Below are 24,431 nucleotides of genomic sequence, written 5' to 3'. Positions count from 1 at the left end.
GTCGATGACGCAACTCGGAGCCCGTGCCGTCGTGCTCGGTGGCAGCATGGGCGGCCTCCTCGCCGCCCGAGTCCTGGCCGAATCGTACGCAGAGGTCATCGTCGTGGAACGCGACCAGGTGCTGGGCGTGAGCACTCCGCGTCGGGGAGCACCGCACACCGTCCACGCGCACGGCCTGCACGCGCGAGGACATCTCATACTGGAGGAACTCTTCCCCGGCCTCACCGACGAACTCAGGGCCGCCGGTGTCCCCACCGGCGACCTGGGGGAGATGCGGTGGTTCTTCAACGGCCGGCGGATCCAACCGGCCCGCACCGGCCTGGTCTCGGTCACCGCACCGCGCCCCGTCCTGGAGAACCATGTCCGCAACCGGGTGACCGCCATCGCGAACGTACGCCTGATCGAGGAGTGCGACGTGCTCGGCCTGGTCGCCACCGACGACCACGAGCAGATCGTCGGCGTACGAGTGCTTCGGCGCACCGGCCCGGCCGAGGCGGAGGTGATCGACGCGGACCTGGTCGTCGACGCGACCGGTCGTGGTTCCCGTACCCCCGCCTGGCTGGACGAACTCGGGTTCCAGCGACCCGAGGAGGAACGCGTCAAGGTGGGCCTGGCCTACACCACCCGGCACTACCGCACCCGGGCGGACATGTTCGACGGGGTGCAGTCGATCAATCCGGTGGCCTCCCCGCGTCACCCGCGTGGGGCGTTCTTCGGCCAGGTCGCGCCGGAGGTCTGCATCCTGTCGCTGACCGGAGTCCTCGGTGACCACCCGCCCACGGACCCGCAGGCGTTCCTGGAGTTCGTCCGCTCCCTACCGGTGCCGGACGTGTACGAGGCGGTCCGCGACGCCGAGGCGCTCGACGCCCCGGTCTCCTTCCGATTCCCGGCCAGTGTCCGCCGCCGCTACGACCGGCTGCTGCGCTTTCCCGACCGGCTGCTCGTCGTCGGCGACGCCTTCTGCAGCTTCAACCCGGTCTACGGACAGGGCATGAGTGTGGCGGCCGTCCAGGCGATGACGCTGCGGTCGCATCTGCGGGCGGGGCGGCCACCCGCTCCGCACGCCTTCTACACCGACCTGGCTCGCGCCATCGATGCTCCCTGGGACATCTCTGCCGGCGGCGATCTCGACTTCCCCGGCGTCGAGGGGCGGCGCACCCTCAAGGTGCGGATCGGCAACGCCTACATGGCACGTCTGCAGTACGCCGCGACCCGGGACCCCGAGGTGACCAACGGCTTCATGCGGGTCGCCGGCCTGATGGACCCGCCGGAGGCCCTCATGCGCCCGGCGATGGTGCGTCGGGTGCTGCGCCACGCGGTCCGCCGACCCCAGCCCGGCCCGTCCTGGCACGACGCGACCCCGTGCGCCGGGCCTGCCGAACGGCCGCGCTGACGACGCACGCCCGTACCGCAGACGTCACGCGACCTGACCGCCCGGAGGACCACGATGGTCAGCCCCGTGCCCAGCCTCGACCCGCACTCACTGCTGATCTTCCTGCTCCAGGTCTGCCTGCTGCTGACGGTCGCGTTCACGCTGGGACGGCTGGCCGTCCGATGCGGCATGCCCGCGTTGATCGGCGAGTTGCTCACCGGTGTGCTGCTCGGCCCGTCCCTGCTGGGCGAGGTCGCACCCGGTCTGCTCTCCCGGGTGCTGCCCGTGGACGCCGGCCAGCTTCACCTGGTCGACGCAGTCGGCCAGCTCGGCGTGCTCCTGCTGGTCGGCGTCACCGGTGCGCAACTCGACCTCGCCATGTTGCGCAGGCGAGGCATCGTCGGCGTACAGGTCAGTCTGGCGGGCCTGGTGCTGCCGCTCGCGATGGGCATCGCCGCCGGTTACCTCGTCCCCGCCGCACTGCTCACCGAGGGCACCGAGCGAGGCATCTTCGCCCTGTTCCTCGGCGTGGCCATGTGTGTGACAGCGGTCCCGGTACTCGCCAAGACGTTGTCCGACATGGGCCTGTTGCACCGCGACATCGGCCAGCTCACGCTGGTCGCCGGGACCGTCGACGACGCCGTCGGGTGGTTCCTGTTGTCGGTGGTCTCGGCCGCGGCCACCACCGGCGTACGCGCCGACGCCGTCACGCTGTCGTTGGTGTACCTGGTTCTCTTCCTGGTGGCGGCACTCCTGATCGGTCGGCCGCTGGTGCGGTGGGTGCTCACGCTGGCCGGCCGGGCCGGCGACGGCGGTCCACGGTGCACGACCGCGGTGATCATCATCCTGCTGTGCGCCGCGATCACCCATTCGCTGCGGATGGAGGCCCTGTTCGGTGCGTTCATCGGGGGCGTGCTGATCGGTCTCGCCCGGACGGCGGATCCACGACCCGACCGGTCCCTGCTGAAGGATCTGGTTCCCCTGCGTACGGTGGTGCTCAGCATCCTGGCCCCGTTGTTCCTGGCCACCGCGGGACTACGCATGGACCTGACCGAACTGGCCGACCCGACGGTGCTGGTCGCGGCGACCGCCCTGCTGCTGGTGGCGATCGTGAGCAAGTTCGTCGGAGCCTATCTGGGGGCGCGCGCCGGTCGGCTGTCGCACTGGGAGGGCATCGCGTTGGGCGCCGGCATGAACATCCGCGGCGTGGTGGAGGTGGTGATCGCGACCACCGGCCTGCGGTTGGGAGTGCTCTCCGTCGCCAGCTACACCGTGATCGTGCTGATCGCGGTGGTGACGTCGGTGATGGGCCCGCCGATCCTGCGTCAGGCGATGACCCGCGTGGCGCAGACCGAGGCCGAGTCACGCCGGGAACACATGCTCGCGGCCCGGCCGGACGCAACGGTGGTCGGCGAGGGCGAGCCGTAGCTCGCGGTCCCGTCCTGCCGGTGGACCTGCCGATGCCCCCGGCGTCCGTTCCTGTCGGCGTGTCCTCGTGCGGGCCGCGGCGACGGCGAACGCGGGTCACGCACCGGCGCGGAGTACCTCGCTGAGCCGGTCGCGTCGCCGCAGCGCCGCCTCGACCGGTACGACCACGGCCGCCGCCACCACCAGCGCCACACCCACCAGGCCGAGCAGCCACCACGGCAGCACCGTCGCCGGGGCGGTGGCCTGACCGGTGAGCAGCCGCAGCGCGAGCGGACCGAACGTCAGGTAGGCGAGCAGCGCGCCGAGGAGCGGGCCGCACACCGCGGCGACCACGACCGGCGGCAGCAGCTCTCCGGCGGCCACCCAGCGGGCGTCGCGTGGCCGGAGGCCGAGGGTCCGCAGCCGACTGAGAGTCTGCCACCGCTCCTGCACACCGGCGGCGGCGGCGAGTGTGAGGCCGAGCAGCCCCAGCACCAGCAACACCGCGGCGGCCGTCCACGCCAGCCGGAGTGTCCCGGCGGTCAGCGGCGCCACCCGCTGCGCCTGCCGCACCTCCGTGCGCAGTACGACGTCGGCGGCGACGCCGGGATTCGACACGGCCCGCGCCGCGCCGGGGCCGGTCACCCAGACCGTGTTGGGCACGGCGGGCAGCCCCGCGGCGGCCAGCGCCTCGGCGTCCACGATGACCACGTCGGCGGCGCCACCGACGGACGGCGCAGTACCGACCGTGGTCAGCCGGATCGCCGGGCCGTCGTCGTGGGAGAGCTGCAACCGCGTACCGGTGCCCAGGTCACCGGTGCGCGATCGGACCAACGCGGGCACCTCCCCGGCACCGGGTGCGGTGAGCCGGGCCAGCTCCGGCGCGTCGGGCAGTGGGGTGGTGGCCAGCAGACGCTGGAACGCGGCGGCGTCAACGACGACCAGGCGTGGGGTGTGCAGGGTCGCGTCGGTGAAGACGGGCGCGGCGTCGGTCACCCGCGCGACGACGACCTGCCCCACCCCGGGTGCGGCAGCGATGCGCTCGGCGAGTGCGGGTGTCGCGGCCTCGGCGTCGGTGCCGACGTCGAGGCGGGCGTCGGCACCGACGGTGCTCCACGCGCCGTCGTCCAGACCCCGGGTGATGGTGCTGCCGACGACGAGCGCGAACGACGCGAGTGCGGTGGCGCTGACCAGCACCAGCAGCGGCAGCGCGCGCCCGGCCGTGGTGGCTGCCCGGGCGGCGCCGAACACGGCCAGCGGGCGGCGTGAGCGCAGGGCCCGTCGTAGCGCGAACCTCGCTCCGACGGGCAGCAGCCGCAGCACGACGAGTGCGCCGGCGAGCACGCCCAGCGTGACGGCACTGATCGGGAGGACCAGGTCCCCGCTCAGCTCACCGCCGTCGGAGGCGACGGGCAGGAGTCCGCGCTGGTGCAGGGTGCCGACCGCGGCGACCGCGGCGATCAGCACCGTGGCCTCCACGGCGGCGCGGCGCAGCCGGCCGGTGGCCAGGATCCGACGCCGCGCGGCCGGGTCGGCCGGTTGGCGCCGGTCGCGGCCGGCGCCCGCAGCGGCGCGGACGCCGAACACCGGCCCGGCGACGGCACCGGCCAGGACCACGGGAACGGTCCAGGTCCACCAGACACCCGGGGCGACCGCGCGGGCGAGGACCAGCCCGACGGCGGCGGCCGACAGGGACACCACGGTCGACTCGACGAGCAGTTCCGCACCGAGGTCGGGCAGCGCCGCACCGCGCTGCCGGGCGGCGGCCAGCGCGGGCGTGCGGCGGCGCACCAGCAGGTCGGCGGCGAGCAGCAGGACCAGCACCGTGGCGGTCAGGACTCCGGCGAGCAGTACGGCGGCCTGCGTGAACGCGGCGCTGATCTGGGTACGGGCGTCGCGCAGGACCGTGTCGAGCTGCGACTCCCACTTCAGCGACCCGTCGCGTACGGCTGACGAGCCGGAGGTCGCCTTGAGCTTGACCACCTGACCGGCGAGCGTGGCGGTGGCATCCCAGGTGAGCGCGTCGGGTTCGGGGGCGAAGTGGACGGTGCGCCGTAGTTGGTCCTGGTCGACGGCGAGCCGGGCGTCCGGCAGCGACTCACGGGACAGCAGACCGCCGAACCGGGTGGTGCCCACGCCGTCGGCGCCCGGCACGGGGCGCAGCAACGCCGGGGCGAGTCGCCAGGCGGGGTCGGTGCTGTCCACGGGACGGTAGATCCCGCTGATCCGGACGTCCTTCTCGCCGCCCTGTCCGTCCTGTGCCGGGATGCGGTCGCCGGGGCCGAGGTCGAGGGCGGCGGCGTCGGCCTCGGAGAGACCGACCTGCACCGGCCAGGGCGGTCCGTCGTAGGGGACCTCGACGGACTGTTCGCCGATCGCGCGGCCGGGTGCGCTGCCGGCGATCCAGGTCACCTCCGGGCCGCCGAGCTCATCGGCCAGATAGCTGAGTTGGAAGGTACGCGGCAGGTTGCCGTCGGTGATGCGCAGGATCGGGCCGTGGACGATGGCGATGGGCGGCAGCAGCGCGTCGTCCAGGTCGGGGCCGAGCGTGTGGGCCGCCCGCGTGCGGAAGTCGTCGACCTCGTCGGCGAGGCGGGATATCCGCAACCGTCCGCCGGTCGGCCCGTCGTCGCGTTCCCAGTCGGCGTGCACGAGGACGTTGGCGCCGGTGCCGGCGCGGCGGACCGTGTCCTGGACGGCGTCGTCGGCGGCGCTCCGGAGCAGCGCCGGGACGGCCCCGGCGAGCAGCACGACGGCCGCGACGACGGCGGCGGTGAGCAGCAGCGCCCCGGCGTCGGTCCGGGCCCGGCCCCGGACGCTGGGCCAGTGCGGCGCCGGCCACCGGCGGGTCGGCCACCGCTTCACGGCGCCACCCGCAGGTGCGCGGCGTCGGCCCGACGGACTTGGACGACGACCACGGCGGCGACCGCCAGCAGGCAGCCGGCCAGCAGGACGGCGAGCAGCGCGGCCTCGGTCGGCCAGGGCCAGTGCGGCTGGGCGGTCGGGATCGGCGCGGCGCCGGTGTCGGAGCGGACGAGCAGGGGAGTGACGAGGCGGGTGGCGAGCGCGCCGACGACCGTGCCCGCCACGAGCAGGGGCAGCAGGATGACGCCGTGCTGGCCGACGAGCACGGCCCGGATGCCGCGCCGGGTCATTCCCAGGCCGCGCAGCCGCGCCACCTCCACGGCGCGGACCTGTAGCTCGCAGGTCACGTGCAGGACGACACCGGCGACCAGCAGCAGGACCGAGGCCGCGACGACGAGCCGCAGCGCGGCGGGCAGCGCGGCGTGCAGCGGGCCGCCGGTGAGCCGGGCGGTCTCCGCCTCGCGGGTCGCGACGGTGCCCAGGTGCAGGGCGGTGGCCCGCTCGACGGCGCCGGAACCGGTGGGGTGGCCGACCCACCAGGCGTCGACCGGGAACGTCAGATCGCCGGTGACGACACGGGCGCGGGACAGCATGTCCAGGTCGGCCAGGACGGCGACGGCACCGGGCGCGGACGGCACGGTCGGCACGACCTCGGTGACGACGATCGGGACGGGCGTGGTGCCGACCGTGACGCTGAGCCGGCTGCCGACGTCACCGACCGCGTCGGCGAAGCGGGCGGAGACGGCCACCGGCACCGGGCCGGGGTCGGGGAAGGCGGTGGCCACCAGGGTACGGGCGGCGTCCGCGCCGCCCAGGTCGACGCTCGCCGCCATCCGCAGCGCGGTCTGCGTCGACCCGGCGGCGAGCACGACGGTCGGATCGCGCAGCTTGGTCGGCACCGGCGGCGCGGACGTCGCGGTCCACTCCGATCCGGGCGCCGATCCGGTGGACGGCACGGTGAGGGTGACGGCGATGGCGGTGCGACTGCCGACCGCGGCCTCGGGGTCGGCCGTGACCGGCAGGGACACCGCGACGAGGTGCAGCCCGTCGGCGTTCGCGCACGTGGGCATCCGGTGCTCCCGGCCGTCGAGCGGCACGGGTGCGCCGGTGCAGGGTGTGCGCAGGCCGCTGGCGTCCTGCAGCAGCAGGTGGGGCGTGACGGCGAGCGGGGCGTCGCCGGTCGCGGTGCCGCTGAGCACGAGCGGGGCACCTGCGGCGACGGGCAGACCGGTGACGCGGGTCGGTGGGGCGAGTCGTGCGCCGACCTCGGTCCAGGTGCCGTCGACCCGCCCGCGCAGCAGTGCGTCGGCGCGGGTGGTGTCGACGGCCACCAGGCGCGGCGCGTCGCCGGCGGTGCCGAGCCACTGACCGACGGCGGTACCACGGTCGAGGACCGGACTGACCGTCCCCGCGGTGGCCGCGGCGACGTCCGCGCCGTCGCCGGGCACCGGCGTCGTGCTGAGGGACACCGCCAGGTCGGTGCCGACCGACAGCGCGGCCTGGTCGCGCTGCGACTGGTGCCAGGTGGTGTCGAGGGCGAGGCCGAAGGTCGCCGCCGCGCAGGCCAACCCGACGAGGAGCCCGGCGGCGACCGCCTGGGGGCGGCGGGCCGCCTCGGAGACCGCCAGCGTCGGCGCCAGCCCCCGGGCCCGGTGCGCCAGCCGGTCGGCCCCGCGCAGTGCGGGCAGGACCACCCGCAGCGCCAGGGCGGCGCCGGTGGTGAGCAGCAGCGCCGGTGCCAGCACCCGGACCGCGTCGGCGCGGGGGCTGGCGGCGGTGGGCTGGGCGTACAACTGCCACCATGCGGCGACGGCGAGGACCGCGAGCAGCACGTCGGCGCCGGATCGGGCCAGCAGCGCGCGGCGGGTGCGGCGGTCGCCGGGTGCCGGGCCGGGCCGGACCGCCAGGACGACGAGGACCACGGCGAGGACCAGCGCACCGCCGACTATCGCCACAACCTGGGCGCCGGTGACGCTCGGCCGCGCGGTCAGCCCGGCGCCGTCCAGCGGCGGCAGGTGGGTCAGGCCGGCGTGCAGGGCCGCCGAAGCCGGTATCGCGAGCGCGACGGCGACGACGGCGACGAGCCCGGCCTCGAGTGTCGCGGTGGCGGCGAGTTGACGGCGGCTGGTGCCGAGAGCGGTCCGCAGGGCGGTCTCGTCGGCGCGGATGCCGGCGGTCAGCCGGCCGGCGAGCACGAGCGCCGTCGCGGTCAGGACACCGCCGAGGGCGGCGACGGCGAGCACGAGGGCGCCGGTGGCGCGCCGCTGGTCGTCGGCGGTCCGCAGGGTCAGCGGCAGGTCGGAGGCGACCCGGGCGAGCCGGACACGATCGCCGAGGGTGCCGGTCAGCCGACGGTCGGCGCTGCGCACGGCCCCGGCCACGGCCTGCACGTCGCGGCGGTCGGCGTGGGACAGGTCCGGCTGGGCGGTGATCTCCATCCGGTCCACGGTGGCGCCGCTGGTGAGCAGGTCGGTGAGGTCGACCAGGAACGGGCCGTAGGCGTTGACCGGCTGCCGGAAACGACCGTCCTGGTAGTCGACGGCGGCGCCGGCCGCGGCCAGCGGGTCGCGGTCCCAGCCCCGGCCCGGTAACGGACGGACCACCCCGACGACGGTCACGTCGATGGCCGGGACGGGATCGTGGGCCAACTCGGCGCCGAGGCGTACCCGACGGTCGAGGGTGAGGCCGAGCAGGCGGGCGGTGGACTCCAGCACCACCGCGTCACCACGCTCGCGCGGCCAGCGCCCGGTGACCAGCTCGACGCGGGTCGGCAGGTCGTCGAGTCCCGACAGGTACGCCTGGGGCCCGACGGTGGTCCCCGGGGCGAGCGCGGGCGGCAGCGCCCGCAGCACCGTCGACGCCCGCGTGGTGGTGGTCACCGGGAACGGGGCGAGCGCGGCGACCACCACGGTGCGGGTGTCGGCGGCGACGGACCGCGCGACCGGGCCCTCGACGGTGCCGGTGTAGACGGTCACGCCGACGTCGGCGGGATCCGCGCGGGCCATGGCCACCTCCACCGCCCGCGCGGCCGTGCGGGTGCTCAGCAGGGTGCAGGTGCCCAGCAGGGTGGCACCGACCGTGACGACCCCGATCAGGGCCGCCAGCAGCGGCCACTGCGCGCGGGCACGCCGGCTGACCAGCCTCAGCATCGGCGCGTCACCCGGCATCCGGCGTGGGCTTCTCCGGCTGCCCGGCCGCCTCGTCGTGGAGCTGCCCGTCGTGGATCCGGATCACCCGGTCCGCCAACGCCATCATCAACGGATCATGGGTGGACACGAGCGCGGTCACGCCTTCGGACTCGACCACCCCGCGCAGTAGGGCCATCACCGACAGGCCCGTCTCCGCGTCCAGTTGCCCGGTGGGCTCGTCGGCGATGAGGAGCCGGGGCGAGGCGGCCAACGCGCGGGCGATCGCCACCCGCTGCTGCTGGCCGCCGGACAGCTCGGCCGGACGCTGCCGGGCGTGGTCGGCCAGCCCGACCAACTCCAGCAGCAACGCGACCCGCCGCTCGCGGTCGGCCGGGGCGACGCGGGCCAGCCGCAGCGGGGCGGCGACGTTCTCCGCCGCCGACAGCACCGGGATCAGGCCGAAGCTCTGGAAGACGTACGACACCTTCTCGCGCCGCAGCCGGGACAGACCGTCCTCGTCGAGCGCGGTGACGTCGGTGCCGTCGACGTGCACGGTGCCGGCGTCCGGGCGGTCCAGGCCGCCGACGGTGTTCAGCAGGGTGGTCTTGCCCGACCCGGACCGGCCGACCAACGCCACCATCGCACCGGCCGCCACGTCGAACGACACGCCGCGCAGGGCGTGCACGACGGCCGGTCCGGTGCGGAAGCGCCGGTGCACGTCGCGCACACGCAGCAGCGGCTCGCGGCTCATTCGCTGCTCTCCGAGGGGCGGATCGTGATGTGGTCGGGCTCCAGGGCCAGCCGGACCCGCCGGGTCAGCGCCAACGCCTGGCGGAAGTCGCGGGGCACCTGCACCCGCCCGGCACGGTCCATCACGGCGTACTCCTCGGCGATCGTGTGCGTGTCGCCCACCGCGTCGGTGGTGGTGCGGCGCAGCACCTCACTGCTGGTGCGTCCGTCCCGGATCGCGACGGTCCGTTCGACCTGGCCACTGACCTCCGGGTCGTGGGTCACCACGACGACGGTGACGCCGTAGCGCCGGTTGACCTCCCGCAGCACGCCGAACACCTCTGCGGACGTGGCGGCGTCCAGCTCTCCGGTCGGTTCGTCGGCGAGCAGGACCCGTGGCTGGTTGGCCAGCGCCACCGCGATCGCGACCCGCATCTGCTGCCCACCGGAGAGCTGCCCGGGACGCCGGTCGGCGCAGTCGGCGACACCGAGGCCGTCCAGCAGTTCGGCCGCGCGGTCCCGGCGCTCCTTCTTCGCGGTACGCGCCGCCGTCATCGGCAGGTCCACCATCTCCCGTGCGGTCAGGTACGGGATCAGGTTGCTCGCCGTCTGCTGCCGGACGAACCCGACGGTGTGCCGCCGGTAGTCCACCCGGTCCGCGCGGGACATCTCCAGCAGGTTCCACCGGTCGACCCGCACCCGCCCGGCGGTCGGCGCGTCGATACCGGCCAGGATGGACAGCAGCGTCGACTTGCCCGACCCGGAGGCGCCGACGACAGCGACCAGCTCACCGCTGTCCACGGTGAGGTCGAGCCCCTGTAGTGCCTGCACCTCGATCGAACCGGTCTGGTAGATCCGCACCAGGTTCTCGCAGACGATGAGCGCGTCCCGACCGAACTCGGGCGCCCGCGCGGGCGGCTGCGGTAGCGACAGCGCGGTGCTGGACATTGCTTCCTCCCCCGGATCGTGCCGACGCCGAGCCGCTCGGACAGACGTCAGGCACACCGCCCGGGCACGTGGTGTCGCCGAACCGGTACGCATGGTCGCCGATGTGTCGAGGACCCCGATTGCCCGCGCTGATGCAGATTGAAGCAGTTTCGCAACCGGCGGCTGCGTTGACCATGCCCCAGGGGCGGCTTTCCTGCGTTTCCGGGCCGTGCGCCCCGACCACCCGGCTGCGCTGCGGCCGTTGGTGCGGCAGACTCAACCGATCGTGCGCCACCGGCCCGACCGTGGCCCGGTGGCGGCCCGGACCATCCGGTCGGAGGTGTGACGTGCGGATCGCGTTGTTCGTGACCTGCCTGGCCGACACCATGTTCCCCGAGGCGGCGAAGGCGACGGTGCGGCTGCTGGAACGCCTGGGACACGAGGTCGTCTTCCCCGAGGAGCAGACCTGCTGCGGGCAGATGCACGTCAACACCGGCTACCAGCGGCAGGCGGTGCCGTTGGTACGCCGGTACGCGCGGGTGTTCGATCCGTACGACGTGATCGTGGCGCCGTCGGGGTCGTGCGTGGGGTCGGTGCGGCACCAGCACGCGTCGGTGGCCCGGCGGGCCGGTGACGAGCGGTCGGCCGCCCGCGCCGAGTCGGTGGCCGGACGCACGTACGAGCTGTCGGAGCTGCTGGTGGACGTGCTCGGGGTGACCGACGTCGGTGCCTACTACCCGCGCCGGGTGACCTACCACCCGACGTGTCACTCGCTGCGGGTGCTGCGGGTGGGGGACCGGCCGCTGCGGTTGCTGCGCGAGGTGCGGGGCCTGGACCTGGTCGAGCTGCCGGCGGCCGAGCAGTGCTGTGGTTTCGGCGGCACGTTCGCGGTGAAGAACGCGGACACGTCGACGGCCATGCTGGCCGACAAGATGCGACACGTGCTCGCCACCGGCGCGGACGTCTGCACGGCGGGGGACGCGTCGTGTCTGATGCACATCGGCGGCGGACTGTCCCGGCTGCGCACCGGGGTACGCACCGTGCACCTGGCGGAGATCCTGGCCTCGACCGAACCGGGCGGCGACACTCCTGACCAACGCGGCGAACTGGTGGTGAGGTCGTGAGCCGGACCTTTCTCGGTATGCCGGTGACGGCACCACCGGGTGTGGGGCATCTGCGTGGCGCGGAACCCTTCCCGGCCGCCGCGCGGCAGGCCCTGGCCGACCCGCAACTACGCCGCAACCTCGGGCACGCCACGGCCACGATCCGCGCGAAGTCCGGCGCGGTGATCGCCGAGATGCCGGACTGGGAGCAGTTGCGGGCGGCCGGTTCGGCGATCAAGGCCGACGTGCTGGCGCGGCTGCCGGAACTGTTGGAGCAGGTGGAGTCGCGGGTCACGGCCGCCGGGGGAGTGGTGCACTGGGCCGCCGACGCGACCGAGGCGAACCGGATCGTCACCGAGCTGGTCGCGGCCACCGGCAGCGACCGGGTGATCAAGGTCAAGTCGATGGTGACCCAGGAGATCGGCCTGAACGAGGCACTGGAGTCCGCCGGGATCACTCCGGTGGAGACCGACCTGGCCGAGCTGATCGTGCAACTCGGCGAGGACCGGCCCAGCCACATCCTGGTGCCCGCGATCCACCGCAACCGGGCCGAGGTCCGGGAGATCTTCCTGCGCGCCATGCCCGGGGTGGACCCGGCGTTGACCGACGAACCAGCGGTCCTGGCGGCGGCGGCCCGCCGCTACCTGCGGCAGACGTTCCTCACCACGCCGGTGGCGGTGTCCGGGGCGAACTTCGCCGTCGCCGAGACCGGCACCCTCGCCGTGGTCGAGTCCGAGGGCAACGGGCGGATGTGTCTGACCCTGCCGCAGACCCTGATCACCGTGATGGGTGTGGAGAAGGTGGTGCCGACCTGGCGCGACCTGGAGGTCTTCCTGCAACTGCTGCCCCGCGCCTCGACCGGCGAGCGGATGAACCCCTACACCTCGATGTGGACGGGCGTGACCCCGGGCGACGGCCCGCAGGCGTTCCACCTGGTGCTGCTCGACAACGGACGCAGCGCCGTCCTCGCCGACGAGGTGGGTCGACAGGCACTGCACTGCATCCGCTGCTCGGCCTGCCTGAACGTCTGCCCGGTGTACGAGCGCACCGGTGGGCACGCCTACGGGTCGGTGTATCCGGGCCCGATCGGAGCGGTGCTCTCCCCGCAACTGACCGGGATCGCCGACAACGCGTCGCTGCCGTACGCCTCGTCGCTCTGCGGTGCCTGCTACGACGCCTGCCCGGTGAAGATCAACATCCCGGAGCTGCTGGTGCACCTCCGCGACCAGACACCCCACCCGCGCGCCGAGGCGGCGGCGATGGCCGCCGCCGCGTACACCATGGACCATCCCGCCCTGTACGCGACCGCACAGCGCGCCGCGCGGTCCAGCCGACTGCTCGGCCGGCGCGGCCGGGGGCTACCGCCGCCGCTGTCCGGCTGGACCGCCAGCCGCGACCTGCCCGAACCGCCTGCGGAGACCTTCCGCGAATGGTGGTCGAAGCGGTGAGCGGCCGGGAGACCGTCCTCGGTCGGCTGCGTGCCGCCGTCGGCGAGCGCGGAGCCGACGTCCGGGTTCCGCGCGACTACCGGCGCGAGGGCACGGTCGACCTCGACCTGCTGGTCGATCGGCTGACCGACTACCGGGCCCGGGTGCACCGCGTACCGGAGGCGCAGGTCGCCGACACGATCGCCGAACTCCTGCCGGCGCCCGCGACGGTCGTCGTCCCACCGGGACTGCCGCCGGCCTGGCTGCCCGCGACGGTGACCGCCCTGCCCGACGACGGGCTGGACAACGCCCGGATCGCCGCCTCGGACGCCGTCGTCACCGCTGCCGCCGTCGCGGTCGCCGAGACCGGCACCGTCGTCCTCGACGCCTCACCCGACCAGGGCCGCCGCGTCCTCAGCCTCCTGCCGGACCGGCACATCTGCGTGGTCCGCGCCGCCCAGGTGGTCGCCGGGGTGCCGCAGGCGCTCGCCCGCCTGTCCCCGCACCGCCCGCTGACCTGGATCAGCGGACCGTCGGCCACCAGCGACATCGAACTCAACCGGGTCGAGGGCGTGCACGGCCCGCGCACCCTGCATGTCATCCTGCTGCCCTGAGCCGCGCAAACCGTCGACGTCCCTGGTCGACGGACCGGTCGACGCATCCCGACCGCCCAGGCAGCCCGTCCGGCCAGCGGCGGCCCGCCTGGTAGCTTCCTGGGCGAATCCGCCGCCACCGTTGGAGACCGATGATCGCCGAACACGTCCGCGACGCGGCGGCCACCGCTGTCGTCTTCGGATTCTTCGCCACCAGTTGGTTCGGCTGGGCACAGGAATCACCTCCACCACGCTGGCGCAAGCCACTCGTCGCCGCCTCGGTCGCAGCCGTGCTCGTACTCGTGCTCGGGGCACTCGTGGCCTGGCGACACTGGTCGGACGGCACGGCGTTCACCGCAGGGACCAGCCGCACCTTCGGCATCGTGGTCGGTGTCGAATTCGGGCTCGCCGCGCTCGGTGCCGGCATCCTCGCCGCCGTACGCCGTCGCGACATCATCCCGGCCTGGGTCGCGTTCGTCGTCGGCGTGCACCTGTTTCCCGTTGCCACCCTGATCGGCTACCCGCTGATCCACGTGGTGGCGGCGCTGATCACGCTGGTATCGCTCGCCGCCGTGCCGGTGGCCCGCAACCGAGCCCTGTCGGTGAGCGCGGTCACCGGGGTCGGCACCGGCGGTGTGCTCCTCACGGCCGCCGCCTCCTCCCTGGTCATCGCCCTGCTCGGCTAGGGGGACGGGCCGACAGGGCGCTCGACGACGCGACCGTCGGTGGGGCGCCGGTCACGAGGCTCAGGTCGCGGGATCGGTGAGGACGACGACTTTGCCCTTGGCCCGGCGCGTCTCGACGCGGGCGAATGCCTCCGCCGCCTGGTCGAAGCGGTAGGTACTGTCGATCTTCACCGGTAGCAAGCCGCTGTCGACGAGCACGCCCAGATCGCGCAGATCCTGTCCGCTGGGGCGCATGGACAGGAACCGGTAGGTGAAGTCTCCTGCGCGTGCGCGCCGCCGGGGCCCGAGCGTGGCGAGCCACAAGGCCGTCTCCAGGACCGCGGCACGCCAGGCCGGCATCGGATAGTCGTGTCGGACCGATCCGGGGGTCGGGGTCGCGGTGATCGTCACGAGCCGGCCGCCAGGGGACACCAACTCCAGCAATGCGGTCAGCGGAGGACCGCCGACGAGGTCGAAGATCTTGGTGAACTGCACCCGGACCGCCTCGACGCGCCGGGTCCGGTAGTCGATGACCTCGGCGGCGCCGAGGCTGCGCAGGAGCGGTGCGGAGGCGGCGGAGGCGGTGGTCACCACGTGGGCACCGGTGCGGGCGGCGAGGGTGGTCGCGAACATGCCGACCATGCTGGAGCCGCCGGTGATGAGCAGCCGGTCGTCGGCGTGGATCGCGAGGGCGTCGCGGACGGCCTGGAGGGCGGTGGTGCCGGCCAGCGGGACGGCCGCGGCGGCGGCGAAGTCGAGCGTGCGCGGCATCGGCGCGACCAGGTGTGCTGCGATGGCGACCTTCTCGGCCAGTGCACCGAGGCGTGCCTTGTCGGTGCGGCCGAAGACGGCGTCGCCGACGGCAAAGGTGTTCACGTGAGAGCCGACCGCAGACACGACGCCGGAGAACTCGTTCCCGGGCACGATGGGAAACCGGACCGGGTTGGCGAATCGGAAGGTGCCGGACCGTTGCAGGATGTCGATCGGGTTGAGTCCGATCGCGCGGGTGTCGACGACCACGTCGTGGGCTCCCGGGACCGGGTCGCTGCGGTCGCCCAGGCGGAGAACCTCCGGGCCGCCGAAGCTCGTCAACTCGTACGCGCGCAAGGAAGCTCTCCACTTCGGTTCGGTGTCCGCACGCCGTCAACCCCGGCGTTGAAGGCCGGGCAGCCAGTGCCGTAGCAGCGCATCGACCTCGGTGCCGGTCGTCGGTGTGCCCAGATCGCCCACCTCCGGCGAGGCGCGCAGGCCGTCGATGAGCAGCCGCAGGTAACGGGTGTAGGTCTCGGGACGGACCTGTCGGCTGTGGTGCGCGACCTCACTGATCATGGTCAGCAGCACCGGGATGTCCTCGGCGGTGACGTCCGGACGCAACGTGCCCTCAGCATGGGCGCGCGCGACCAACTGTCGGATGATCGGCATGATCCGGTCACGGATCTGCGCGAGGTACCGCTCGTCGAAACCCGCCCCCAACTCGACGTCGCGGACACCACGGTCGGTGGCGTGCAACTGCGCCGCACGGCACAGGAAACGCACGAGGCCGTCCCAGCCGGTCGGCGCGTGCAGCGCTGCCTCGATCGACGCTGCGTGCCGTTCCAGGCTCTCCTCGAGAGCTGCCGCGAGCAGCGACTCCTTGGTCGGGAAGCGTCGATAGACGGTGCCGACGCCGACGCCGGCCTGCCGCGCCACGTCGTCGTAGGTCACGGACACCCCGTGCGTGGCGAACACCTGGCGGGCGGCCTCGATGACGCGCTGCCGGTTCGCCCGCGCGTCACGCCGCAGCGCCCGGCCCGACCCTGCGGGCTCCTGCATGACACCGACGATAGCAAGTGGAACAGCATCCTCCACATCGGTACGGCGCGCCCGCAGGTGACTTGAGGTTCCCCGGTTCGCCGGAGGGTGTGAGGTGGCCGGTGCAGGGTGCCGCCGGCCCCTCCGGGCCCGGATCCACCCGATGAGGATGCGTCGGATGTCGTCGGGTTGGACTATCCTCGCCGGCGTGGATGATGGCATGTGGTACCAGGACTCCGACGCTTCCCTGGTCATCCGTACCGACTTCTCCCGTTCGCAGGAATGGGAAGAGATTCAGGTTGCGATCACTGAACCGCAGACAGCGGAAGGGTTCACGGCGTTCGTCACGTTCGTCGATGACCGCGCCTACGAGAACATCACACCGCTGGAACTGGTGGAGATGGTGCCCGCGGACAGCGATCATGTCGTCGCCTTCCTCGTCGACGCGGAGACGTTGACCCACCCGGACCGCCCGATCCTGGTCGTGAACCTCGACGAGGACGACGACGAGGACGAGGAGGAGGACGAGGATGAGGACCAGGGCGAGGGGCCTCAGCGCGGTGCCACGTTCCGAGTCGTGCCGTCAGAGATGTGGTCGGTCCAGAACAATCTCACGATCGCGAACATGGACTGGGAGGAGTTCGCCGACAACGTGGACGGCGACGGCATCTTCCGCGGCTTCGCGTAGGACGTGGTCTGGCGCGGGTCGAACGACCTCCGCCACCGCTCATCAGCTCAGCGTGATCGGACGCCGGCGTGGGCTCACCGGCCGAACTCTCCTACGAGCTGCGGCCGAGGGCCGCGTCGAGGTTCTCGAGATGACGTGAGACGGGACCGACGGTGAGCATGCCGCTGCCGGCTCCCGCCAGTTCGTCGGCAGCCGGCGAGAGTGCGATCCGGGCACGCCTCATCACCGCCGAGTCGTCCAGGATGATCGCCGCGTGGGCCGTGAGGGACCACCGGGCTTCGATCAGCAGGTCGCGCGGGGGAACCGGGACCTGACGCAGCGCCGCGGCGGCATCGGCCGGGCGGTCCTGTCCCAGCAGGACGAGAGGGCGTACCCAGGGCGTGTGCGGGCCCCAGTCGGTCTCGTCGTCGAAGCGGACGGGCTCCCCGTGTGCCACCCCGAGGCACAGCAGGGCCAGCGGGAGGAGGCCCTGTTGAAGGCCGGGCATACCGGCGTTGTCGAGCTGTGCCGCCGCGTTGCGGTAGGCCGCCTCCGCGGCCTGCGGCGACGGCTCGGTCGCGGCGAGTCGCAGCGCGCGGTACCACTGGGTGAACACGCTGACCAGTGGGCGGTCGTACCGCTCGGCGAGCCGGTCCGCTGCGGCGGCGTGCTGGTCGCCGCTGGCGAAGTCCGCGAGCGCGCTGCGGGCCTGTAGTCGGACGAGGTGGCCGAGGATCTCGAACGTCCCCAGGCCGTGCCGGGCGGAGAGCGCGACCAGTTCGGCGCCGATCCGGTCCCGTCGGGGAGCCAGGCCCGCGCGGTGAAAGGTCTGCATGAACACGCCGTTGAGGGCGAAGGCCAGCAGGGCCGGATCGCCCAGGCGGCGCGCGATCCGCTCCGCCTGCTCGGCGGCTTCGGGTCCGCGTGCGGCGCGGGTGCCGCGTGACTCCACCGCGATGGTGGCCAGCAGTCGGGCGCGGGTGGCCTCGGACGAGTCGGGGGCCAAGGCGGCCAGGGCACGCTCGGCTCCCGCCACGACCTGCGCCGCCTGTGCGGGATCGTCCGCCCTCGTCCAGATCGCGGGTACGTCGTAGCCGCCGATCACCCGGGCGGTGAGCTCGGGATCACCCACCTGCTCGGCGGCGGTGATCGCCGCGACCCGCTGCTCCCGGGCCGCCTCGAGTCCGCTCGCCCCCGTCACGGCGAGACTGCGCAGCAGACCGATGGTCGACTCCAACCGCGCCGACGAACCGGACGCCACCGTGCGGTCGTATGCCGCCGCGGCCTCCGCCCAGACCTGCTCCGGACCTGGCGAACCGAGACCGTCGCCGATCCGGTCGGCCTGACGGAGGATGTCGGTCTCCAGGCGACGCAGCCGTGGGTGGGGATCGACGCCGAGCTGCTCCAGGAGCAGGCTGCGGGCTCGTCGCAGCACCGCAAGCGCGTCACCCTGGCGTCCGGCCTGGTACAGGGCGAGCGCCAGCAGCCGCCACGCCTCCTCCCGCCACGGATGCTCGGCCGCGTGCGCGTCGAGATCCGGTACGACCTCCGCGGCGCGCCCGGTGGTCAGCAACGCCGCAGCCCGCTGCTCGATCGCGTGGAGCCGTAGCTGTTCGAGCCGGGCACGCTCGACGTCGGCCCACGACTCGTCGAAGCCGGCGAACGCGGGCCCCCGCCACGAACGCAAAGCCCGGTCGAGCCGCTCGATCGCCGCGCGCGGGTGCACCGTGGAAGCGGCGGCAGTCTCGTTCTCGAACCGCCAGGCGTCGACCGCGTCCGGCGCCACCCGCAGCGCGTAGCCCGGGCCCTCCGTGACCAGCCACCGAGTCGACTCGCGCGGTGGCCGGTCCGGCTCCAGCGCCCGCCGTAGCGCCGCCACGAACGTGCGGACAGCACTCACCGCGCCCGGCGGTGGCACCTGCCACAGGTCGTCGACAAGCGTGCCGACCGGTACGACCCGGCCGCGCGCGACGACGAGTCGCGCCAGCACCGCGCGGTGTTTCGGCCCCTTCAGCCCGATCGGTGCGCCGGCACCGTCCCAGGCGACGACCGGCCCGAGGACACCGATGCTGACCTGCACTGATCGAACCGCCCTTCCGTCTGTGCGCTCAACGTATCGCGCTCATCGTCTGCTCATCGGCGACCGGCAGGCTGGGATCGTCCATCCGACGAGAAGAGGGCGATCATGACGACCACCATTCCCGGGTTCGAGTACCAGCGTGTCGCGGTCGACGACGACGTGACACTGAACGTGGCGGTCGGAGGTACGGGCAGCCCGATCGTGCTGCTGCACGGCTTTCCGCAGACCCACGTCATGTGGCGGCACGTCGCCGCCGCTCTCGCCACCGAGCACACCGTGATCTGTCCCGACCTGCGCGGCTACGGCGCCAGTGACAAACCTGCGGCGCGCGACGCCGACACGTACGCCAAGCGGACCATGGCCGCCGACATCGTCACCCTCGCCGGCAGGCTCGGCCACGAGCGTTTCGCCCTGGCCGGACACGACCGGGGTGCCCTCGTCGCCATCCGGGCCGGCCTCGACCATCCGGGTACGATCACCCACCTCGCCATTCTCGACGTCCTGCCGACGCTGGACATGTGGGACATCCTGCACGGATCGTCCGCCGCCGTCGCGTTCCACCTCTACCTGATGGCCCAGCCGCCCGGCCTGCCGGAACAGATGATCAGCGCCAGCGCGGACGCCTTCTTCGGCTACTTCCTCGACGTCTGGGCGCAGAACCCGCAGTCCATTCCGGTGGCCGTGCGGGCGGAGTACCTGAAAGCCTCCCGTGAGGCGGTCCCCTCCATCGTCGCCGACTACCGCGCCTCGGCCGGCATCGACATCGAGCACGACCGGGCCGACCGGGACGCCGGGAAGCGCCTGTCCATGCCGGTCACGGTGGTCCAGCAGGACTGGGGTGCCGCACTCGGCTACGACGCCGCCGCGCTGTGGCACGCGTGGGGCACTGATCTGGACCACCGGACCACCTCGGCCGGGCACTTCATGGCCGAAGAGGCACCCGAGGAGATCAGCGGAGTTCTGCGCTCCCTGCTCGCGCGATAGCACGACATCCCGGTCGGCGAGCACGACGGTGCGCCTCCGGCCCGGCGTGTCTCGACGCTGCTCAGCCCTCGATGGCGGCCATGTCGGCTGCGGAGTGGCGACTGCCGGAGGCCGGGGTCAGGCTGTCCAGCCGGGTGATCTGATCGGCGGTGAGGCGGATGCTCTCGGCGGCGCAGTTCTCCTCCAGCCGGTCGACGCGTCTGGTGCCCGGGATGGGCGCGATGCCCTCACCCTGGGCGAGTAGCCAGGCCAGCGCGATCTGCGCGGGCGTGGCACCCACCTCTCCGGCGACATCGCGGACCTCCTCGACGATGCGCAGGTTGCGGGTGAGGTTGTCGCCGGTGAACCGGGGGTTGGTGCGCCGCCAGTCGGTGGCGTCCAGGCCGTCGAGGGAGCGGATGTCACCGGTCAGGAAGCCATGTCCGAGAGGCGAGTAGGGCACCAGGCCGATGCCGAGTTCCCGCAGCGTGCTCAGCACGTCGCCGTCGGGGTCGCGGGTCCACAGCGAGTACTCCGTCTGGACGGCGGCCACCGGGTGCGCCGCGTGGGCCCGGCGGATCGTCGTCGCGGACACCTCCGACAGGCCGATGTGGCGCACCTTGCCCGCGACCACCAGTTCGCGCAACGCTCCCATCGTGTCCTCGATGGGAGTGTCGCGGTCCACCCGGTGCTGGTAATAGAGGTCGATGTGATCGGTGCCGAGCCGCCGGAGGGAGCCGTCCACCGCCACGCGGATGTTGGCGGGGGTGCTGTCCGTCCCCGGTCTGCCGGTGTGGGAGACGAGGCCGAACTTGGTGGCCAGGACGACCTCGTCGCGGCGGCCCCTGATCGCGCGACCGACCAGTTCCTCGTTGACGTACGGCCCGTACACCTCGGCGGTGTCCAGGTGGGTGGCGCCGAGGTCCAGAGCGCGCCGGATCGTGCGGATCGACTCGGCTTCGTCGCGACCGGCGCCGGTGTAGTAGGCCGACATCCCCATGGCCCCGAGGCCGATGCGGGAGACGTCGAGTCCGCCCAGTGAGGTGGTCTGCATGCCGTGGTCCTTTCCCCGTCGATTCACCGGGGCCGTCCGGCGAACTTGACGCTTCAAGTTCTACCCGCCCGAACTTGAAGCGTCAACAAGTCGCACGTAAGGTGCCCTCATGGCCAGGAGAGGGGCAGCGTCGAGGTCGACCGGATCCGTCACCGAGCACCGGTGGCTGAGGGACGACGAGCGGGCGGCATGGCTGGCCAACTCCGCGATCATGATCAGCCTGCCGGCTGCCCTGGACGCGCGGATGCAACGCGAGTCTGAGCTGACCTTCTTCGAATACATCGTGCTCTCGGTGCTGTCCGAGGAACCGGAGCGCACGATGCAGATGAGTCGTCTGGCAGCACGGGCGGCGGCATCACTGTCCCGCCTGTCACACGTCGTCGGTCGGCTGGAGACACGCGGACTGCTCGCGCGCTCCCGGATCCCCGGCGCGGGCAGAGCCACCAACGCGACCCTGACCGAGGCCGGCTACCAGACCGTCGTGGCCGCGGCGCCGGGCCACGTCGCGGCGGTCCGCGAGTACCTGATCGATCAGCTCGAACCCGGCGACCTCGCGGCCCTGCGGCGCATCGGCACTGCGGTCGAGGCCGCCATCGACCGCGCCACTGCACCGCCCGGGACGTCCGGGCCGTAGCCGCTGGCGGCATGCATCACCGCGGGCGGGCCGGTCGAGGGACGGCTGCGCCGACCGGCGTCGGGAGGCCCGCGCCGGTCAGCGCCGACCGGTCAGGTGGCGGTGGGGAAGTGGAAGTCCGGCCGGGCCGTCGGGGTGGTGCCCGGCCACCTGGTGGTGACCACCTTGCCCCGGGTGTAGAACGCCACGCCCTCCTGGCCGTGGATGTGCGTGTCGCCGAAGAGCGACGCCTTCCAGCCGCCGAAGGAGTGGTAGGCCATCGGCACCGGCAGCGGGACGTTCACGCCGACCATGCCGACCGAGACGGTACGCACGAAGCGGCGGGCCGCCGCTCCGGCGGAGGTGAACAGGGCGGTGCCGTTGCCGTACGGGTTGGCGTTGATGATCCTGATCGCCTCGTCCAGGCTCCCGGCCCGCAGCACCACCAGGACCGGCCCGAAGATCTCCTGCCGGTACGCGTCCATCTCGGGGGTGACCCGGTCCAGCAGGCAGGGGCCGACGAAGTATCCGTCGTCGTGGCCGTCGACCCGCAGCTCCCGGCCGTCGACGACCACGGTGGCCCCGGCCTTCTGCGCACCGTCCACGGAGGTGATGACGCGGTCGCGCGCCTCGTCGGTGACCACCGGCCCCATCTGGGACGGCTCCTGGTCGCCGGGGCCCACCACGATGGCCGTGGCCTCCCGCCTGAGCAGGTCGACCAGGTCGTCCCCGGCGTCGCCGACCGCGACCACGGCGGAGATCGCCATGCAGCGTTGTCCGGCCGACCCGTACGCCGCCGACGTGATCTGCCGTGCCGCCTCGGCCAGGTCGGCGTCGGGCAGCACCACGGCGTGGTTCTTCGCCCCGCCCAACGCCTGCACCCGTTTGCCGGCGGCAGCGGCGCGCTGGTGCACGTGCCGGGCCACCGGGGTGGAGCCGACGAACGACACCGCCGCGACGTCCGGATGGTCGAGCAGCGCGTCGACCGCCTCCTTGCCGCCGTGCACCACGTTGAACACGCCGTCGGGCAGGCCCGCGTCGGCGTAGAGCCGCGCGACGAGGTTCGACGCGGACGGGTCGCGTTCGCTGGGCTTGAGCACGAAGGTGTTGCCGCAGGCGATGGCGATGGGGTGCATCCACATCGGCACCATCACCGGGAAGTTGAACGGGGTGATGCCGGCGCAGACGCCGAGCGGCGCGCGCAGGGAGTACGAGTCGACACCGGTGGAGACCTGGTCGGAGTAGGCGCCCTTGAGCAACTGCGGGATGCCGCAGGCGAACTCGACGACCTCCCGGCCCCGGATCACCTCGCCGCGGGCGTCCTCGACGGTCTTGCCGTGTTCCGTGGTGACCAGCTTCGCCAGTTCGTCCTCGTGCCGTTCGACCAGGTCACGGAAGCGGAAGAGGACCTTGGTGCGCTGGGACAGCGACACGTCGCCCCAGGACTCGAAGGCCCGGGCCGCCGCCGCGACGGCCTGGTCGATCTCGGGCTGGGCGCCGATGGCGACCTGTGCCTGGGGCCGGCCGGTCGCGGGCTGGTACACGGTCGCGTACCCGCTGCCGGCGACGGACGCCCCGGCGATCCAATGTTCGATCCTGCGCACCCTCGTCTCCTTCGTCGATCCACGGTTGCCTCGATGTGCGGTGGGTCCGGCGCGATACCGACCTAGAGCCACCTGGTGCCGATTCCCCGCAGGTCGGGGGCGCTGAAGGAGTACACGAGCTCCATGCCGTCGGCGCTGCCGGTCTCGATGGCGTGGGCGACACCGGCGGGGATGTACATCGCGGTGCCTGGGCCCGCCTCGAACTCCTCGTCGGCCAGCGTGAACCGGGCTGTGCCGGTGAGCACGTAGTAGAACTCGGCCGAGTCGGCGTGCAGGTGCAGCGGGTGGGTCATCCCGGGTTCCATCCGGTAGACGCCGGTCAGGAACTCGCACTCCGGATCGCCGGTGGTGTCCCGGTCGACGAGACGGTGCACCAGTCCCTCGTCGTCCGGGTTGTGGTTGAGGGCGGAGATCAGCTCGTACTCCAGCGCGTCGCGGCGCACGACGAACGCCGGACGCGAGGTCCCCGGCCCGCCGCGCCGGTGGCCGTCGTGGGGTAACCGGGTCACCGTTCGGCGTCCACGCTCGTGGCGCCGAGGGGGATCTGCGGGCTGGTCAGCGGTCCGTGGTGCTTGGAGAGGCAGAGCGCCTCCCAGCCGGTGACCACGCCGTGGATGACGCCCGGCTCCCAGCACAGGTATTCACCGGCGTGATAGACGTGCTCCGGGTCGGTGGCGCACCAGCCACCGAGGAAGAAGATCTCCTCGGTGCTGTGGTGGAACTCCAGGGCGGTCTTTTCGAACCCTCGCGGCAGGACGAACAGGATGGTGTCCTTGCCGCTCTCCTCGACCTTGCGCAGCCGGATGCACTGGGTGGGCACGTCGAGGTCGCCGTGGCTGCTGGTGTCGGTGACGCCGGCGAACGCCTCCCGCACCGGTCGCCAGTTCGCCCGGTCGAAGATGTCGACGGTCTCGCCGAGTGGGGTCGACGGCGTCGGTGGGGCATCCGTGCGGACCTCGAAGGGGGAGTCGGTCCAGAAGATCAACGTAGCGCCCTGCTCCGAGGAGACCGGGCCGAGTGCGGTGCCGGAGGGCAGGAAGAGGTAGTGCCCGGGGCGGCAGTGGCGCCCGGCGATGGTCAGGTCGCCGTCGCGGACCAGTAGTTCGAGGTCGGCGCCGTTCCAGTGCGTCGGCATGTGCCAGCCGGGTGGGACGTCGACGACCAGCGTCTGCGCTCCGGTGTCCGGGTCGGCGTTGATCTGGCGGGTGAGAAGTCCGAAGGGCAGGCCCGCTGCCCGCCACACGCGGTGCGGCACCTGATCGATGATGACCCGTCGCTTACCGGCATGAGTCACGGTGACCTCCTTCAGTTGACGCAGGATTGTATGTAATCCGCCGGAGGGCGTCTAGGTCCGCGAGTGGCGCTCACCTTGGCTTCGCAGCTAGTGGCCACGGGCTGGATGCGGCGCTAGGGTGTCGCAAACTCCATGTATGCAAAGCCTGG

General features: G+C 72.9%; 20 protein-coding genes. 9 read left to right on the top strand and 11 right to left on the bottom strand.

All coding sequences use genetic code 11. The features are described 5' to 3' along the window. Positions 1-4: 4 nt before the first annotated feature. Both ACQVFL_RS19085 and ACQVFL_RS19080 read left to right on the top strand, forming a co-directional pair. Positions 5-1,393, top strand: coding sequence for an FAD-dependent oxidoreductase (locus tag ACQVFL_RS19085; RefSeq protein WP_431727207.1), 1,389 nt, complete (start codon positions 5-7; stop codon positions 1,391-1,393). Positions 1,394-1,447: 54 nt separating this feature from the next. Then, positions 1,448-2,800, top strand: coding sequence for a cation:proton antiporter (locus ACQVFL_RS19080; protein WP_431727206.1), 1,353 nt, complete (start codon positions 1,448-1,450; stop codon positions 2,798-2,800). A 96-nt stretch (positions 2,801-2,896) separates the two neighbouring features. Here the strand turns inward: ACQVFL_RS19080 and ACQVFL_RS19075 are convergent, their stop codons facing one another. The 4 genes from ACQVFL_RS19075 to ACQVFL_RS19060 are packed head-to-tail and all read right to left on the bottom strand — an operon-like array spanning position 2,897 to position 10,449. Further along, positions 2,897-5,644 carry an FtsX-like permease family protein gene (locus ACQVFL_RS19075; protein WP_431727205.1) on the bottom strand — a complete coding sequence of 916 codons (2,748 nt, stop codon included), beginning with the start codon at positions 5,642-5,644 and terminating at the stop codon, positions 2,897-2,899. After that, on the bottom strand, positions 5,641-8,793 hold the full coding sequence (locus ACQVFL_RS19070) for an FtsX-like permease family protein (RefSeq protein WP_431727204.1): 3,153 nt from the start codon (positions 8,791-8,793) through the stop codon (positions 5,641-5,643). The genes ACQVFL_RS19075 and ACQVFL_RS19070 overlap by 4 nt, the downstream gene beginning before the upstream one ends. Positions 8,794-8,800: 7 nt before the next feature. Beyond that, positions 8,801-9,523 (bottom strand): ABC transporter ATP-binding protein, encoded by a 723-nt coding sequence (locus ACQVFL_RS19065; protein WP_396694256.1) that lies wholly within the window; start codon positions 9,521-9,523, stop codon positions 8,801-8,803. Continuing rightward, on the bottom strand, positions 9,520-10,449 hold the full coding sequence (locus ACQVFL_RS19060; protein WP_431727203.1) for an ABC transporter ATP-binding protein: 930 nt from the start codon (positions 10,447-10,449) through the stop codon (positions 9,520-9,522). Before ACQVFL_RS19060 ends, ACQVFL_RS19065 begins: the two co-directional genes overlap by 4 nt. A 326-nt stretch (positions 10,450-10,775) precedes the next feature. On the opposite strand from ACQVFL_RS19060, the gene ACQVFL_RS19055 reads away from it, so the two are divergent. From ACQVFL_RS19055 to ACQVFL_RS19040, 4 genes are all read left to right on the top strand, one after another. Then, entirely contained in the window at positions 10,776-11,552 is a 777-nt protein-coding gene (locus ACQVFL_RS19055) for a (Fe-S)-binding protein (protein WP_431727202.1), read from the top strand. A 17-nt stretch (positions 11,553-11,569) separates the two neighbouring features. Further along, the gene (locus ACQVFL_RS19050) at positions 11,570-12,979 is read left to right on the top strand and encodes a LutB/LldF family L-lactate oxidation iron-sulfur protein (protein WP_431729849.1); all 1,410 of its coding nucleotides are present in this window, start codon (positions 11,570-11,572) and stop codon (positions 12,977-12,979) included. After that, the gene (locus ACQVFL_RS19045; protein WP_396694262.1) at positions 12,961-13,572 is read left to right on the top strand and encodes a lactate utilization protein C; all 612 of its coding nucleotides are present in this window, start codon (positions 12,961-12,963) and stop codon (positions 13,570-13,572) included. Before ACQVFL_RS19050 ends, ACQVFL_RS19045 begins: the two co-directional genes overlap by 19 nt. A 131-nt stretch (positions 13,573-13,703) precedes the next feature. Then, entirely contained in the window at positions 13,704-14,237 is a 534-nt protein-coding gene (locus ACQVFL_RS19040; RefSeq protein ID WP_431727201.1) for a hypothetical protein, read from the top strand. 60 nt (positions 14,238-14,297) lie between these two features. Here the strand turns inward: ACQVFL_RS19040 and ACQVFL_RS19035 are convergent, their stop codons facing one another. Further along, a complete protein-coding gene (locus ACQVFL_RS19035; protein ID WP_396694266.1) occupies positions 14,298-15,323 on the bottom strand; it encodes an NADP-dependent oxidoreductase in 1,026 nt (341 codons plus the stop codon). A gap of 36 nt (positions 15,324-15,359) precedes the next feature. Further along, positions 15,360-16,028 carry a TetR/AcrR family transcriptional regulator gene (locus ACQVFL_RS19030; protein WP_431727200.1) on the bottom strand — a complete coding sequence of 223 codons (669 nt, stop codon included), beginning with the start codon at positions 16,026-16,028 and terminating at the stop codon, positions 15,360-15,362. Between the two features lie 187 nt (positions 16,029-16,215). Between ACQVFL_RS19030 and ACQVFL_RS19025 the strand changes: the two genes are divergently transcribed. Further along, positions 16,216-16,695 (top strand): DUF6924 domain-containing protein, encoded by a 480-nt coding sequence (locus ACQVFL_RS19025; protein WP_431727199.1) that lies wholly within the window; start codon positions 16,216-16,218, stop codon positions 16,693-16,695. A gap of 91 nt (positions 16,696-16,786) precedes the next feature. On the opposite strand, the gene ACQVFL_RS19020 is transcribed toward ACQVFL_RS19025, so the two are convergent. Beyond that, a complete protein-coding gene (locus ACQVFL_RS19020) occupies positions 16,787-18,754 on the bottom strand; it encodes a BTAD domain-containing putative transcriptional regulator (protein ID WP_431727198.1) in 1,968 nt (655 codons plus the stop codon). Positions 18,755-18,859: 105 nt separating this feature from the next. Between ACQVFL_RS19020 and ACQVFL_RS19015 the strand changes: the two genes are divergently transcribed. Beyond that, positions 18,860-19,738: an alpha/beta fold hydrolase gene (locus ACQVFL_RS19015; protein ID WP_396694274.1), complete on the top strand. Its 879-nt coding sequence runs from the start codon at positions 18,860-18,862 to the stop codon at positions 19,736-19,738. Positions 19,739-19,799: 61 nt separating this feature from the next. On the opposite strand, the gene ACQVFL_RS19010 is transcribed toward ACQVFL_RS19015, so the two are convergent. Further along, complete coding sequence (locus ACQVFL_RS19010) at positions 19,800-20,771, bottom strand: aldo/keto reductase (RefSeq protein ID WP_396694276.1); 972 nt, start codon at positions 20,769-20,771, stop codon at positions 19,800-19,802. A 109-nt stretch (positions 20,772-20,880) separates the two neighbouring features. Between ACQVFL_RS19010 and ACQVFL_RS19005 the strand changes: the two genes are divergently transcribed. Then, positions 20,881-21,405, top strand: a complete 525-nt coding sequence (locus tag ACQVFL_RS19005) for a MarR family winged helix-turn-helix transcriptional regulator (RefSeq protein ID WP_431727197.1) — start codon at positions 20,881-20,883, stop codon at positions 21,403-21,405. Between the two features lie 92 nt (positions 21,406-21,497). Here the strand turns inward: ACQVFL_RS19005 and ACQVFL_RS19000 are convergent, their stop codons facing one another. The 3 genes from ACQVFL_RS19000 to ACQVFL_RS18990 form a co-directional block, all read right to left on the bottom strand. Then, complete coding sequence (locus ACQVFL_RS19000; protein ID WP_431727196.1) at positions 21,498-22,988, bottom strand: CoA-acylating methylmalonate-semialdehyde dehydrogenase; 1,491 nt, start codon at positions 22,986-22,988, stop codon at positions 21,498-21,500. Between the two features lie 62 nt (positions 22,989-23,050). Then, positions 23,051-23,497, bottom strand: a complete 447-nt coding sequence (locus ACQVFL_RS18995) for a dimethylsulfonioproprionate lyase family protein (protein WP_431727195.1) — start codon at positions 23,495-23,497, stop codon at positions 23,051-23,053. Beyond that, positions 23,494-24,282, bottom strand: coding sequence for a cupin domain-containing protein (locus tag ACQVFL_RS18990; protein ID WP_396694283.1), 789 nt, complete (start codon positions 24,280-24,282; stop codon positions 23,494-23,496). The genes ACQVFL_RS18995 and ACQVFL_RS18990 overlap by 4 nt, the downstream gene beginning before the upstream one ends. Positions 24,283-24,431: the final 149 nt, after the last annotated feature.

It is taken from the genome of Verrucosispora sp. TAA-831 (genome assembly GCF_050780145.1).
GTDB lineage: Bacteria > Actinomycetota > Actinomycetes > Mycobacteriales > Micromonosporaceae > Micromonospora.
The sequence above is the reverse complement of the archived record's forward strand: the minus strand, read 5'-3'. Positions and strand labels throughout refer to the sequence as shown.

What these genes read in the sequence shown, in the direction of transcription:
- ACQVFL_RS19050 (WP_431729849.1), top strand. Translation starts at nt 11,570, where the DNA reads ATGCCGGTGACGGCACCACCGGGTGTGGGGCATCTGCGTGGCGCGGAA.
- ACQVFL_RS19060 (WP_431727203.1), bottom strand. Translation starts at nt 10,449, where the DNA reads ATGTCCAGCACCGCGCTGTCGCTACCGCAGCCGCCCGCGCGGGCGCCC.
- ACQVFL_RS19010 (WP_396694276.1), bottom strand. Translation starts at nt 20,771, where the DNA reads ATGCAGACCACCTCACTGGGCGGACTCGACGTCTCCCGCATCGGCCTC.
- ACQVFL_RS19045 (WP_396694262.1), top strand. Translation starts at nt 12,961, where the DNA reads ATGGTGGTCGAAGCGGTGAGCGGCCGGGAGACCGTCCTCGGTCGGCTG.
- ACQVFL_RS19040 (WP_431727201.1), top strand. Translation starts at nt 13,704, where the DNA reads ATGATCGCCGAACACGTCCGCGACGCGGCGGCCACCGCTGTCGTCTTC.
- ACQVFL_RS19080 (WP_431727206.1), top strand. Translation starts at nt 1,448, where the DNA reads ATGGTCAGCCCCGTGCCCAGCCTCGACCCGCACTCACTGCTGATCTTC.
- ACQVFL_RS19030 (WP_431727200.1), bottom strand. Translation starts at nt 16,028, where the DNA reads ATGCAGGAGCCCGCAGGGTCGGGCCGGGCGCTGCGGCGTGACGCGCGG.
- ACQVFL_RS19085 (WP_431727207.1), top strand. Translation starts at nt 5, where the DNA reads ATGACGCAACTCGGAGCCCGTGCCGTCGTGCTCGGTGGCAGCATGGGC.
- ACQVFL_RS19070 (WP_431727204.1), bottom strand. Translation starts at nt 8,793, where the DNA reads ATGCTGAGGCTGGTCAGCCGGCGTGCCCGCGCGCAGTGGCCGCTGCTG.
- ACQVFL_RS19065 (WP_396694256.1), bottom strand. Translation starts at nt 9,523, where the DNA reads ATGAGCCGCGAGCCGCTGCTGCGTGTGCGCGACGTGCACCGGCGCTTC.
- ACQVFL_RS19005 (WP_431727197.1), top strand. Translation starts at nt 20,881, where the DNA reads ATGGCCAGGAGAGGGGCAGCGTCGAGGTCGACCGGATCCGTCACCGAG.
- ACQVFL_RS19015 (WP_396694274.1), top strand. Translation starts at nt 18,860, where the DNA reads ATGACGACCACCATTCCCGGGTTCGAGTACCAGCGTGTCGCGGTCGAC.